This window comes from Paraburkholderia sp. Ac-20342, assembly GCF_017104985.1.
In the GTDB taxonomy this organism is placed as follows: Bacteria; Pseudomonadota; Gammaproteobacteria; order Burkholderiales; family Burkholderiaceae; genus Paraburkholderia.
On record NZ_JAAGPQ010000009.1, the window covers coordinates 92658 to 106652 of the forward strand.

Here is a 13995-nt window from a genome sequence, read left to right on the forward strand (position 1 = left end):
GAGGTTCCATGAGCCTGACGAAGAAGCAGAGTGAATCCCTGATTTCCACACTTAAAGCCCGCTTCGAGAAAAATCTGAGCCGTCACAAAGACATCGAGTGGACGCAGGTTCAATCGCGGATGACGTCAGATCCAAAAAAATTGCGGTCGCTTCACGAGATGGAAGCCACGGGTGGTGAGCCAGATGTCATTGGTCACGACGAGAAAACCGGACAGATCATATTCTGTGATTGTTCCGCTGAAAGTCCCGGCGGCCGGAGAAGCTTTTGCTTTGATCGTGAAGCGCTGGATTCCAGAAAGGAGAACAAACCAGCGGGTAATGTCCTGGACACGGTGGCAGCAATGGGAATCGAGTTGCTGTCGGAGGCGCAGTACCGCGATCTGCAAAAACTCGGCTGCTTTGATGCCAAGACTTCCAGTTGGGTTGCGACGCCGCCGGAAATCAGGAAACTTGGCGGAGCGCTGTTCTGTGACAGGCGCTATGACACGGTTTTCGTGTATCACAATGGCGCACAGTCGTACTACGCAGCGAGGGGTTTTCGCGGCATATTGCGGGTCTAGCACGGGGATCAGCAAAACCCAATGGCTGAATTCTCCCTTTTCATCCATAAGTAGTGAGCGGTCTAACGACTGCTGAGCAACCCATAGCGGCCCATGGTCCGCGATCGTGCCGACGGCCGCAATGGCCGCATTGTGAGCGTGTCCTTCCAAAGACCATCCCTCAGACTTCGCCGCCATAAAGCAGAGGCGCAGCCCTGTGTCGTCAACGATCTTGCTACCCCGATCGAATGCTCCAAACGGGCCGACGGTACAGCAACCTGCCTCCTACGCGTTGTTCCGTGCCTGCGCTACTGCAAACCACTGCGCGCCGCTTCCGACGGCCGTGACTTGCACAGAAGCAGTGCCGCAGTCAGAACACTGAACGCCGCTCCCGCATAAAACGTAGTCGGCGCGCCGAGTCGATCCCACAGGATGCCGGCAATGACACTGGAGGCGAGCGTCACGATACCGCTCAGGAGATTGAAAAAACCGAAGGCCGTACCTCGTAGACCGGGAGGCGCAGCATGGGCCACCATCGTCGCTAGCAGTCCCTGCGTCATTCCCATATGCAAGCCCCAAAGCGCGACTCCAGTCAGCACGGCCCCCCAATGGGCACTGCCGGCGAGTACAACGTCGGCGACAACCAGTACGAACAAGCCCGCAACCATCAGCCTCGTATGGCTCGTCGTATCCGCCAGCTTGCCGAACGGATAAGCGGAGAGAGAATAAACGACGTTCATCGCGACCATCACGAGAGGAACGAGCGCAACGGGGACACCGCTGTGCATCGCGCGCAACACCAGGAACGCTTCGCTGAAACGCGCCAGCGCGAACACACCGCCAACCAGGACGACCCACCAGTAGGTCCGATCCAACTGCCTCAGGCTATCCCAGTGAATCGGGTTGACGCGCTTCGTGTCGAGTGCGTGTGCAGGCTCTGCGATTCCGAACGTCAGCAGTGCGACAGCGAGCCATCCCGGGATGACGGCGAGCCAGAAAGCGAGCCGGAAGTTGTCCGCCCACGTCAGCATGACGACAACGGCAAGCAGCGGCCCGAGAAACGCACCCACGGTGTCGAGCGACTGCCTCAATCCATACGCGGCACCGCGCAGGTGCACGGGGGTCACGTCAGCCACCAGGGCATCCCGTGGCGCGCCTCTCACTCCCTTGCCAACCCGGTCGATAATCCGTGCGGTCACGACGATGCCGATTGTCGGCGCAATCGCAAACAGCGGCTTGCTGAGTGCGCCGAGTCCGTACCCCGTCACCGCCAGCCATTTGCGATTGCCGAGATAGTCGCTCAGCGTTCCGGAGAAGACCTTGACGACGGGTGCCGTGGCTTCCGCGATACCCTCGATGACGCCGATCGTGGCGGCGTTCGCCCCGAGGCCAACCATCAGGAACATAGGTAACAGACTATGGATGATCTCGGAGGAGACATCCATCAGCAGGCTGACACAGCCCAGAACCCACACGGTGCGAGGAATCAGGCGAAGGACGCGGATTGGCGATTCGGTCTGCATGAACTCACTGGCTCCAGATTAGGGTGATATGGGTGGCTACGTCGCATTGCTCGCGGGTGGCTGATAGTGGCGGGTTGCGCTTGGTAACCAAGAAGTCAAAGAGTTACCACTGACCCAGGCGAATGTATGTGACCAATAGCTTACGAGGTCGAACACTGAACGCGTGCAACCGGCCACGAAGTGCTACTCGAATACTCATCTCAGACGGCCGGGCCTGCGTGTCCCGCGGACACTCCCCCGACCGTGAAGACTGTCCGTTCGAAAACCAGCATTCCGAGGCTCGACGCTCAGTCGAGCCTGGACCGCGGACGGCTACTTCAACCCTTCGAAATCCAGCGCGCTCCTGACAGCGGGCCGCTGACGCATTCGCTGATACCAACCCTTGAGATTGTCCAGTCCATCGTATGAGATGTTCGCGTTGTAAGTGGGTTCTAACCACGCGGCCTGGCCCCATTGCGTGAGCGCATAGAGGTAAGCATCGGCGACAGTGTACGTGCCGCCCATGAGGTAGTTGTTGCCTGCCAGATGTTCGTTTAACCACGCATACCGGCTTTCCAACCTGGGCTTCGCGATCTCGACGCCGTACTGACCAGCCAGCCGCGCGTAAAGCAACGGGATAAAGCCTTTGTGAATCTCAGATGTCAGAAAGCTCAACCACTCCTGCAATCGATATCGATCAACAATGCCGTTTGCAGGAGCAAGATTCGCATCCGGTTTCAAATCTGCAAGATACTGAACAATCGCGGGCCCCTCGCGCAGGGTTGTACCGTCGTCCAGTTCCAGCAGCGGAACATAGCCGAAAGGGCTCATCTCGTAGAAGTCACGATCGTCCTCGGTGCGATGTGTCTTGTAGTCGACTTTTATCAACTGGATTTCCAGCCCCAACTCCCTGGCGACGATGTGTGGCGACAGCGAACATGCGGCTGGTATGTAATACAGCTTCATAAGTCAGTCCTCGATTCGTTAGATGACATGTGTCGCACTCGGCGCCAAGGCGAACAGCCATGATTGTAAGAATCAGGTTTAAAAATGGAAGAAGGCAGTAAAGTGTCATCTAGGTACAAAAAATATACCTGGATGACTGTTTCGAGACCAACATGAAAGAGAACCTGTCTGGCTGTTCTGTCGAGGAGTCAATGCGCCTGATCGGTGGTCGATGGCGCTTGCTGATTGCCTCGTATTTGATAGATGGCCCGAAGCGATTCAACGATTTACGCCGTGATGTCCCGCAAATCTCGCAACGGATGCTGACGCTAGACCTACGCGCGCTTGAAGATGCCGGGCTCGTTCGGCGTACTGTTTTCCCGACTTCCCCTGTGCGTGTGGAGTACACGCTGACGGAAGATGGCCAGCGCCTGGAACCCGTAGTGGCGGTACTGAAGGAGTTTGGGCTGTGGTTGAAGGGGAGAAACATCTCTGGCAACGCCAATGCAGACCGCTAAGCTGGATGCGGCTGGTTGGTCGACACAAGCTCGCGCGAAAGCCGACATGGCGTTCCGAGTGGACGTTATCGCGCGCATTTCAAGCGCCTGTCTTTACATGTCCACTCGCCGCTCGGGTCGGTGAGACTCATTCATCGATAGAGATAGCAAACGTTCACAGGCACCGGTTTGCGAATGGCCGCAATGTGACCCACAGCGGCCGTGCTGTGTCCAATCGGCGACTGTCGGCTTCGACCGAATACGAGTCCATGGACGAAGGCGCTGTAGGGCCGTTCCACTCTGAAACCTGCCGTTGGAACCGCGACGACTCAACCGTCGGCGATGGATCGGCAAAGAGCATTCGCTTTCCTCAGCGTACAGCGGCGTCATCCATCTAACGGTGTCCGTGTGTCCTGAGTTACAGGGGCAACTCCACAAAGCCCCGGGGAACGACTACAGTCTTCGGTTACTTCTTCGGGAAGCGATGCCGTGCCACACGCGAGAGCCAAATCGTGGCCACGCAACCGATGACCGACATGATTGCCGGCGCCCAAAAGATCTGTGCCATGTGCACGTGCATGCGGATCAGTTCGCCGCCGGTCAAGGGACCTGCAATTGCGCCAAAGCGTCCCAGACCGTGTGCCCAACCCGTACCCGAAGCGCGAATCTGAGTTGGGTAGCAAACGGCCATCAGAGCATTCGTACCCGACTGCGTACCCAGGATGAAGAGACCGATACCGAACACGCCAAGGGCGAGCGTAACGGAGTGCGTTTGCTGCCCCAGGAACAGGGCCGCCACGGCTCCGAGCGCCATATACAGCGGCACGACCCAAAGACGCCCTCGATCAAGCATCAACGACATCAGAAGGCCCCCGAGAACGCCACCCAGATAGTACATGGAGGCAGCGTGTTCGGCCTGGTGCGGGTTCAGACCCAGCGAATGCAGAAGTGTCGGCATCCAACTGTTCATGAAGAAGTTCGCGAACAGGTTCGTGACCGACATCACCCAAATGAGTGGAGTGATGACGCGCAGATTGCCTTCAAAGAGTTGGCTGACGTGGAATTTCTTTTCCGCAAGGTGATGGATCTGAAATCTCGGCTCGACCGGGATGTTCAACTCCGGACGGATCCGGCGCGCAAGCTTCACGATCTGCGGATCGTGCGGGTTACGTACGACCAGGAACTTGATCGACTCAGGCAGGAAGAAGTACGCCAGGACTGCGGTTACCAGCGGAGCCACACCACCGATGGTGAAAATCAGGCGCCATTGCGTAGGGTGAATGATGCTTCCTAGCTGGCCCGGCAGCGCACCGCCAAAAGTCATACCCACAAACATCATCGTGATCAACAACGCGCGCTTACGCTGCGGTGCGTATTCGGCTGTCAGAGCCACTGTATTTGCAGGCAGGCCTCCGAGAGCAACGCCGGTGAAGAAGCGGAAAACGATCAGTGTAGAAAAGGATTCGGCAGTCGCGCTAAGCAGGGTAAACGCACTACAAAGCAGTGCCGCAGAGAGGATAGCCACACGCCGGCCCCAGCGGTCGCCGATGTAGCCGAAACCCAGGGCACCAAACAGCATACCGAAGAGACCGGCACTGAACAGAGGGGCCAAGGCGTGTTTCTCGATCCCGAACTCGCTGGCGATACCAATCGCCGCAAATGCGGCGGCCGAAAGATCATAGCCGTCACAAAGTTGGCATAGAAAGCCAATGAATACGACTGTCCAGATGAATGGGCCAATCTTTTGTTCGTCGACAAACTCAGTGATGCGAATCGTTTGTGAATTTACTTCGTAATCCATTGTCGATGATCTCCAGCTGCCAGCGTAGTGCATACACGAGTGACGGAGTATGTGATGTACACGATACTTAAGGAATGGGGAGTTACCTGCCACCTATTTCAAACTCATCAACTCACTTGAGTTGCGAATAATGCAATCGATCATTCCTGGATGGTCACTGCTTACATGGGTTCCACCATCCACAAGGTGAAACACTGACGTTCTCCATGCCTGAATTAAAGGGTATACGCCTATAGGGGTAACCTCGTCACAGCTACCATGAATTAACGTACCGGGAATGTCGTGCAATTGACCTGCATGACTGACTAGCTGATGAGGTGATAAAAATCCTTCATTCAGGAAGTAGTGCACGGAGATGCGAGCCATCGCCAATTCCTGCGCTTTCGTTTGCGGCTCCGTGTCGCGCTCCTGATCCCGAAATCCGGCCAAATGATTTTCCCAGGCGCACCACTCATAAGCCGCCTCGTATTCCTCTTCGGGGATGCCGCAATTCAAAGCCTCTCCGTAGGCCTGTAAAAGATCTTGATGCCCTGCGGCCCGGGTCCACCCGGAAAACCGTGCCCAGGCCTCAGGATGCAGGCGACCGGCGCCCCCTCCGTAAAGCCACTCCAGTTCGTTTTCGGTGCAAAGAAAAACGCCGCGCAGCAGCAGAGCACGGACTCTTTGCCGGTGGGTTTGCGCATAGACCAAGGCCACGGTAGTCCCCCAGGATGCGCCGGAAACAATCCAGCGTTCAACACCAAGCAGGGTGCGTAGCTGCTCGATATCGGAGATCTGATCGGCCATCGTGTTATGTTCTACGCTGGCCGCAGGCGTAGAACGACCGGCCCCACGTGGGTGAATGAGCACAATTCGATAACCCATGGGGTTAAAGAACCGGGAATCCTGGCGGCCAGGAAAACCACCAGGGCCCCCGCATAGATGCAGCAAGGGAATACCCGTGGGATTGCCATGAGCCTCCCAGAAAACGCGATGACCTCCACTGACATCCATCCAACCGGATTCGCGAGCCGTGCTCGGGGGATAAAGATCGCGCAGATAGGGCATCGCTAGTCCCCTATTCGGCCGCGGCTTCGGTTTCGATTTCGGTCACGGGTTCGAATGCGGTTTGGCCCAAGCCGCTTGACGCCGGGAACACCAGGGATTTGATCACCACAGGTGCCGCTGAGGCCGTGGGAAGCAGTTCGCCGATGTCGACGAAATCGAATTCCTTGAGCGAGATCCCGTCAATGGAAACGATAGGCACCGGGAGACCACGTTCCCGCTTGAAGTGGATACCGATCAAGCCGCCGACATCGCCCTCTCCGACCAGGACGATAGGTTGCCCGGCTTCGATCCGCATGCGCATGGCGTTCATGACACCGACAACAAACGCGTCCATCCGGCGATAGAATGCCGTCCCGGCAAACCGGTAGAAGAGAGCAACGCATTTCGTGTCCTCCTGCAGGTCCATCCGCTCGAGCGCTGTCGTCACTGCCTTTTCGATGTCCTTGGGGTCGAGTTGATCCGGCTCAAGATCCAGATCGAGAACCACCACCGGGAGATTGCGCAAGGGAAGCACCGACTGCGGTTCAACGTAAACTGTGCTGCCGCTCACTTGAACCGTGTATTGCGAGGCACCGACGACCGTAGCCCGGATACCCTCATCCGTTTCCTTGATTTCGGCTCCCGAGGCTTCGATGCGCTTGCGAACAGCGGCGGCCAACATCAAGCCCAAGTCACCGAATACCCGCGTTTCGCGGGCGTAAACGTATTCCGAAACACCACCGGAGAACGTGACGAGATCGGGGACCCGAGCGCCTGCCAGTGGCGGGAGACGCAGCAATGAAGCAGTTGCCGGATCGAGTTCCGCGCCGTTTTTCATCGACGCGTCACACAGGCGCTCGGCCATGCGGTCAACGATGGCCTCCAGTACACCTGGAAGCGGAGGATCACCCACGGTCAGCGTGGCGCCAAGCTCGCGGGCAAAACGCTCGCCTGCGGCTTCGACACGAGCAATTCGGCCTTTTTCGTCGAGGGTAATGATGCGGGCGCCGATGTCGATAGCGGTAACGCTTTTGACCTCGCCTTCTTCACAGATAGCGATCTTCGTGGTCCCGCCGCCAATATCCAGGTGGAGGAGACGGGTGCCTTGACGCAGTGCTCGCAAGACAGCGCCGGAACCGAATGCCGCCAGCATGGATTCGAGGCCGTCGCCAGCCGAGACCGAAACGAATTTGCCCGCCTGCGCGGCAAACAGATCCGCGATTGCGCGTGCGTTACGACGGCGAACCGCCAGCCCGGTGAGGATCAGGGCGCCGGTATCAATCTGTTCAGGCGTGACCCCTGCCTTCTGGTATTGCTCATCAATGAACGCACCCAGCCGGGCCTCATCGATAGTCAGGTCGTCGGTATAGGGTGTAAGCAAGATATCCGATTCGTGAAGAATCGTACGTTCCGCAACGATGTAACGCGTGGTCGTGCGCTCGAGAACGATGCGCGAAACGACCATGTGGGAAGTGGAGGACCCGACGTCGATGCCCACGCTGGTTAGTTCGATTTCGTCTTCTTCCTCCAGGCTCCGGCCGGTATCGGTAAAGAAGATGCGACCTTCTTGCGTCTCACTGTTCATGCTTGTCTCCAATACATAAAAGTTAGGGCTGTGTCCCCGAAAGAACACAGCCCTATGGACTAACTACGCGAACGCGTTAGACCACCGAGTCACCGACATTCTTTTCCGGCTTGACGTACCACGACGAATCCATACGACTTTGGACCCCGTTCTTCGTGAGGCGTGCTTCGTACTCTTGACGAATGTACGGATCTTCCATCCAGTAAGGGATAGCCGTGCCGCCAGAACCGACGTCCTGAGCCGTGTAGTCGTTGTGCTTCGAACCCGGGGCACCCGGATCGCGGCCCGGGTTGTGCGGCCCAAACCATGCCGTCAGACGGAACGGCTCCCTGGACGTGCTGAAGTGCTGGTGGTACCAGCGTGCGCCGCCCGGCGCCGCGGTAACCATACCGCCGTAACCGTAGTCGAGGCGACGAACCTTGTCTGCGTGACCGTCGGCCCACGGGTTTTCGCCGCATTCTTCCGGCCACGTGTACGTATAGCCTTCGCCCTTCAGGCAGATGAGGATTGCTGCCGACGTGTGAGCGTGGGCCTTCGAGTAGCGGCCCTGTTCGTGCTGGCCGATCCAGAAATAGAAGCAGTTTTCCGTCATAAACGGCTCAACGCGGCGATAGCCCGGCGAACGACGGTTGTCCAGCGGCAGATCGCAGTTAACCGCATCGGTAATCAGGTTGGTACGACGACGGGCAAGACCGCGGACCGGATCCGTTTCGATCTCGTCGCGCGGCTTGTAGAAGTCTTCGTCTGCGCTGAAGCGATCACGGAACACGAACGGGTTGTTAAACACCGCTTCGACGTTGTTGATCTGGTTCATCACATTCGGTGCCGTGTTGCCGGCGAGCAGGATCGCGCCCGAGTTCGAGCCGTCGACGATGCGGAACCATGCGTTCATCGGAATCGAGAACATCGAACCGGCTTGCCATTCGAAGACGTGCTTGCGGCCTTCGCCTTCGAGCCAAACCTCGGTGGTGCCGCGGCCTTCGACCACCCAGTAGATTTCTTCGAACATGTGCTTTTCGGGGTTCAGTGCACCGCCTGCGGGCACTTCAACCACATAGCAGCCCCACTTCGTTTCTGTGCCCAGCAGCTGGATGTAGTGGCCACGGCCGCCCTTACGCTTCCATTCCACCATCGGCAGATCGCGCACGTCCTTGATACCGATGTCACGGAAGACCGGAACACCTTCGCTTTCCATGAAAATGTCATAGGGCGTCGGTTGCTTCTTGAACTCGCCAAAACCGGCTTTCTTGTGTCCAGCGGGTTCATGCCAGTGGGCAAGGTCTTTTTCATGCGGCATCGCTATCTCTCCTTTTACGGGCTGATCTTTCAGGCAAAGACCGTCTCAGTTGTTCCTTTATAAGGAACGATATACGCTTATATGGAACGACATGATTGAATCACGATACCGTAACGGGTGTCAATGACGGATCGACGTATAGATTTTTCCATCGGGGTTTTTCCGTAAACGGCTCACGTGGCTTGTCATTACCCACTTCCCTTGACGGGCGAGTTCATATCCGGGTTGAATGTCAGTGATCCTCATGGATTTCATGCCGCGCGCCGGAAAGGTGAATGGTCGGCACACGGCAATTCCGTATTGACGACGTGCAAGTTAGATGGATGCGGCTACCCGCTACCGCTGCGGCAACAATTTATCGATACGGGAAGCAGGATGTGTCGGCAAGCGTGCGAGCACATCCTTGAGGTTTTCACACCCGTTGTTATCGATCAGTACCTGTGTCTTGCCGAACCTTCACTGGCACGTGCCCGTTGCGGCGTCATCCATTGATGAAGCGTATCGGCAATGGGGTGCGAGCGGTTGCACCTCGAGTGCGACGTCCTGGAGCTGGGCGACGTATTGCAGCGCAGCCAGGTAATTTCGTTTTTTTCCGCGTGCAGATCGAGGAATTTGCGTCGTGCGTGCGCCATGCAGCCAAGCTCGGTTATCCCCAAAGGCCCTGCTGGCGGAAGACAGCCGATTACAACTACTGCCCAGAAAGCGCCGCCAGGTTTGACTCCCACCTCGACGAACCGTCACATACCCATAATCGTACCCATACTTCCATGCAACGGCCCTGGGTGAGTTCTCATTGTGGCCGCTCAGGCCCGTCCCGCAAGAGTTAGGGAAGGTCTGCAAAAGTCCTGGCGTTGAAGTCTGGTTGGACTATCCTGGGAGAAGGGAAGGTTAAGGGGTTCCTCGATGACATAGCTTGGTCTTGGTCTGGATCTTTCAACGAAACGCACGCGCATGCGCGAGACTTGGGGGGTACTGAAAGGATGAACGGTGCTCAACGTTCCAGACATAGTGCTGCTTCTGGCCTTCGGGTTGGCTTTCTATACGCTCGGCGCCAGCGTCATCAAAGGATTCGTCAACTATCGCACGTGGCATCTCGTCAGCGACGAGCACTTCCGCGATTATCATCGCGCGATTGGTCCGCGCATTATCACCTGCCTGGTTGCGCCCTTCGGCGTCGGCATCCTGCTGACCGCCACGCTCGTGATGTGGCGGCCACTGGCCATACCGCTTTGGCCGATCCTGGCATCGCTAGCGCTCGACGGTGCTGCCATCGGCATCACACTCGGATGGCAGTTGCCCACGCAACGCCGATTCGATCGTGATGGTTGGTCGGACATGGCGATCGCACAGCTCATCGGCGTCGAACGGTTCCGCTTCATGCCGCACGTACTCAACACGCTGCTCCTTCTGTGGTTGATGGGCCGCTTGCTCGCGGGCCAGAGAGGGCTCGCCTCGTGAAGCTCGTCGTCTTCGGCGCCACGGGCACGCCTGGACGGCTGATCACCGCCCAGGCGTTAGACGCCGGGCATGTCGTCACCGCCTTCGTCCGTTCGCCGGAAAAGCTCGGCGAGTTCGCGGCGCGGGTGTGCGTGGCAACGGGTGATGTCAGCGATCGCGCAGCGGTGGAGCAAGCAATGGGCAGGACGCTGCGATAGTCGTGCTCGGGGCATCGAATCCGTTTCGCCGAATGCCCAGCCTGACGGTCGGAACGCACAACATTCTGCTGGTGCTCGAAGCCGCGCATGTCCCGCGCCTCGTCTACCTGTCGGCCGATACTGTCGACCGCCAGCGTCTGAATTTCCTTCGCCGGCGGGTGATCGTTCCTCTCCTCCTCGCCGCGACGGCAGCGGATCACGAACTCGACGAGGCGATGATCCGTCAGAGCCGGCTGGCCTGGGTGATCGTCCGTCAGCCGATGCTGACTGACGGCTCGAAGACGGGACGCTACCGCGCCGGCAAAAGCCTGCAGGCGGAGGCACCGGTCCCGCGCCTTTCCCGTGCCGATGTCGCCACGTTCATGCTCGATCAGTTGGAGGACGACCGGTTCCTCGGCCAGGCGCCAACCCTGTTGCCAGGCACCCATCCCTATGCCCGATCTCGAAAGGAGACACGCCATGACAGCACATGACATATTTGGTCTCGAAGGCCGTTTTCGTCACCGCAAGGACAGGGTGAACGGCATATCGCTACATTCGGTGGTTGGGGGTACCGGCCAGCGGTGCTGTTCCTGCATGGCTGGCCGCAGACCTGGTGGGAGTGGCGCCACATCATGCCGGCGTTTCTGGAGCGACATACCGTCATCGCGGTCGATCTCCGCGGTTTCGGCGATTCGGAACGTCCCGCTCCCGAAAGGGGCTATGACGCGAAAACGATGTGCGCTGATCTGGTGGGATTGCTGGACACACTCGAGGTGACGTCAGTCAACGTGGTCGGGCATAATCTGGGCGGCCTCGTCGCCTATGCGCTGGCCCGGCTTCATCCCGAGCGGGTCTGCTCGACACGCCCCTGCCGCTTCTCGGGCTCGACGTTCCCGCCTGGGCGGCGATCGAGCAGCGTCTTTGGCACCAACGCTTTCATCGGGTGCCGTTTCTTCCCTAGGCGCTGATCGCGGGGCGCGAGCGCCTCTATCTGAGCTGGCATTTTGCGCAGACCATCCAGAATGTCGACGCCATCACACCCAACGACCTCGATGAATATGTCCGCTGCTATTCGCAAGCTGGCGGCCTTGCCGCGAGCTTCGCCTTCGGCCGCGCCATAGAGACCTCGGCGGAACAGATCCGCGCTGTTGCCATCGATCGCATGGCGATCCCGCTTCTGTTCTTCGGCGGCGCCAGAAGCCTCGCCGATGCCTTCAAGGAGCATCTCGGGCAGATCGCCACGGATTCGCGCCTTCTGGTCGTCCCTGACTCCGGACATTGGATGCCGGAAGAGAATCCCGCCTTCGTCACAAAGGAGCTTCGGGCATTCTTCAAGCGTCAGCGCCGATACCCATCTTCCAAGAAGAGACTATGCCGCTCACCCCTGATATCGAAGCGGCGGGACATTTACGTCACGATAAACGGCACCGTAGGAGTTCTGTTCGTGGAACGATGTGGAACCCGCCTATAGTCATCGTCGGATACCGCTTTGCACCAGTCCGTCCCCAGTCCCTCGCTCTCCAACATAGCAAGGTGGACGAACGGGTTGCCCCTACCAGCCTCCGCAGATCAGACAGCATGCACTGCCGACCCGACTTGTCAGGCCATCGTGCCGTTCAGCCTGACCGCGACAGTCACGCAATGTGACCGATCAAAGTCCTTAGGCCATGCACGTGTGAAAGCCAGCAAAGGTCGTAGAAGCCCACTCAATTGTCAATCCAACGGCCGCAACCTTATCTGGACAAGGATGCAGCTAGCTCATATATCGACGATACCGCCAACGACACCGAAAAATGCCACTGGCACTTTCCGTCGCCCCTCAGACCTCAACGGAAATTCAGTACCAACTCTGTTAAAACAGTCATCAAAGATGAAGTACCTCGAGACCATTGGTGTTGGCACCTATAATGCGGAATGCTCCACGCTCCCTTTCAACTTAACCTCCGACATTTGCAGGCAATGCTGGCAGTTCGCGAGCACGGCAGCGTGAGCGCGGCGGCACAGCGCATCGGCTTGTCTCAGCCAGCACTCACGCAAGCAATCCTCAAACTGGAGGAACAATTCGGCCACGCGCTCTTCGAGCGGCGTGCCGACGGCATGCTCGTCACTCCAGTTGGCGACCAGGTTGCTGAGCGCGTGGATGCTGCGCTCGGTCATCTCACCTCTGGAGCAAAAACCCTCGCGAATGGTGCCGTTCGCCCCGAACGACGTATGACACTAACGCAGCTTCGCGCGTTTCTCGCACTTGCTGACTCCGGCAGTTTTGCTGCTGCCGCGACTGCGACAGGCATGTCGCGCACCGCGGCACACCGTGCAGTAGGTGATCTCGAAGAGGCAGCTGGGGAGACCCTGATCGATCGACGAGGGCGTGGCGTAAACCTGAATTCATCAGGCCGGCGCCTCGCGCGCGGCACGCGCCTCGCAGTTGCCGAACTGGCCGCGATCCTCGTCGAACTGGGCTTGCACCCGGAAGGCGCATTGATCAGCCTCGGCGTAACGCCTACGGCCCGCGCCCTCGTCGTTCCCGAAGCGATGGCACGGATGGCTACTGAAACAGACTCTGCAGCGTTCCGCGTATACGAAGGCAACTGGTCCGAGCTCGTCGAGCCGCTGCGTGATGGCGTGATCGACCTGATTGTCGGCGAAGTCCCCAACTACGAGATCTCCGATTTAGCGCAAAAACCACTTTACGAAGATCGTCTGATCGTCGTCGGTAGCAGTCGACATCCGCTTGCTACGCGGGAAAACGCGTCGCTCCATGAGCTTGCCGCGTATCCGTGGATCGTAGGGCTACCGAACTCGCCAGTACGCAATGCGTGGGAGGAACTGTTCGCCGGCCGGGCTTTGCCACGCGCACCGATTGAATGTGGTTCGGTCATGATCAACGGCCGGCTGCTCACAAGCTGCGATTTCCTCACACTTCTGAACCCCGATCAGGCCGCATTACCAATCCGCAGTGGTCTGCTCGCGCAGATCGGCGCACCGCTCGCGCATGCGACATCCACGATAGGCCTCACTGTGCGCCGCAGTTGGAGACCCACCAAGGTGCAACAACGCTTCCTCAGCGTATTGCAGGAGGTTTCCAGCCACGACGACAGCTACACTTCGCGGCGCGAGCGACTCGTCGCCGACTGGAACTAGCAACGAAGGTGGTGCCCCCCCAGTT

Annotated in this window: 11 protein-coding genes and 1 pseudogene; 5 read left to right on the top strand and 7 right to left on the bottom strand. The window is 58.4% G+C overall.

From position 1 onward, the window contains the following. Positions 1-8: 8 nt before the first annotated feature. Positions 9-560, top strand: coding sequence for a DUF4256 domain-containing protein (locus tag G3N58_RS05345; RefSeq protein WP_167048077.1), 552 nt, complete (start codon positions 9-11; stop codon positions 558-560). Between the two features lie 287 nt (positions 561-847). Here G3N58_RS05345 and G3N58_RS05350 read toward each other — a convergent pair whose 3' ends face one another. Both G3N58_RS05350 and G3N58_RS05355 read right to left on the bottom strand, forming a co-directional pair. Next, on the bottom strand, positions 848-2062 hold the full coding sequence (locus tag G3N58_RS05350) for an MFS transporter (protein ID WP_205998674.1): 1215 nt from the start codon (positions 2060-2062) through the stop codon (positions 848-850). A 312-nt stretch (positions 2063-2374) separates the two neighbouring features. Further along, positions 2375-3007, bottom strand: coding sequence for a glutathione binding-like protein (locus G3N58_RS05355; RefSeq protein ID WP_167284800.1), 633 nt, complete (start codon positions 3005-3007; stop codon positions 2375-2377). Between the two features lie 152 nt (positions 3008-3159). Here G3N58_RS05355 and G3N58_RS05360 point away from each other — a divergent pair, with 152 nt between their 5' ends. Next, the gene (locus G3N58_RS05360) at positions 3160-3504 is read left to right on the top strand and encodes a helix-turn-helix domain-containing protein (RefSeq protein ID WP_167048068.1); all 345 of its coding nucleotides are present in this window, start codon (positions 3160-3162) and stop codon (positions 3502-3504) included. 445 nt (positions 3505-3949) lie between these two features. Here G3N58_RS05360 and G3N58_RS05365 read toward each other — a convergent pair whose 3' ends face one another. The 4 genes from G3N58_RS05365 to G3N58_RS05380 all read right to left on the bottom strand — a co-directional run bounded on the left by G3N58_RS05365 (position 3950) and on the right by G3N58_RS05380 (position 9192). Continuing rightward, the gene (locus tag G3N58_RS05365; RefSeq protein WP_205998675.1) at positions 3950-5284 is read right to left on the bottom strand and encodes an MFS transporter; all 1335 of its coding nucleotides are present in this window, start codon (positions 5282-5284) and stop codon (positions 3950-3952) included. Between the two features lie 93 nt (positions 5285-5377). After that, the gene (locus tag G3N58_RS05370) at positions 5378-6331 is read right to left on the bottom strand and encodes an alpha/beta fold hydrolase (RefSeq protein WP_167284802.1); all 954 of its coding nucleotides are present in this window, start codon (positions 6329-6331) and stop codon (positions 5378-5380) included. A gap of 10 nt (positions 6332-6341) precedes the next feature. Beyond that, positions 6342-7895: an ethanolamine ammonia-lyase reactivating factor EutA gene (locus G3N58_RS05375; protein ID WP_205998676.1), complete on the bottom strand. Its 1554-nt coding sequence runs from the start codon at positions 7893-7895 to the stop codon at positions 6342-6344. A 76-nt stretch (positions 7896-7971) separates the two neighbouring features. Then, a complete protein-coding gene (locus G3N58_RS05380; RefSeq protein ID WP_167048056.1) occupies positions 7972-9192 on the bottom strand; it encodes a cupin in 1221 nt (406 codons plus the stop codon). A gap of 1008 nt (positions 9193-10200) precedes the next feature. Here G3N58_RS05380 and G3N58_RS05385 point away from each other — a divergent pair. Further along, positions 10201-10650, top strand: a complete 450-nt coding sequence (locus tag G3N58_RS05385; RefSeq protein ID WP_205998677.1) for a hypothetical protein — start codon at positions 10201-10203, stop codon at positions 10648-10650. Then, positions 10647-11320: pseudogene (locus tag G3N58_RS05395) on the top strand (NAD(P)H-binding protein). Before G3N58_RS05385 ends, G3N58_RS05395 begins: the two are co-directional and overlap by 4 nt. A gap of 347 nt (positions 11321-11667) precedes the next feature. On the opposite strand, the gene G3N58_RS34000 reads toward G3N58_RS05395, so the two are convergent. Continuing rightward, positions 11668-12108 (bottom strand): hypothetical protein, encoded by a 441-nt coding sequence (locus G3N58_RS34000; RefSeq protein WP_241016993.1) that lies wholly within the window; start codon positions 12106-12108, stop codon positions 11668-11670. Between the two features lie 635 nt (positions 12109-12743). Here G3N58_RS34000 and G3N58_RS05405 point away from each other — a divergent pair. Then, complete coding sequence (locus G3N58_RS05405) at positions 12744-13970, top strand: LysR family transcriptional regulator (protein ID WP_277396961.1); 1227 nt, start codon at positions 12744-12746, stop codon at positions 13968-13970. Positions 13971-13995: the final 25 nt, after the last annotated feature.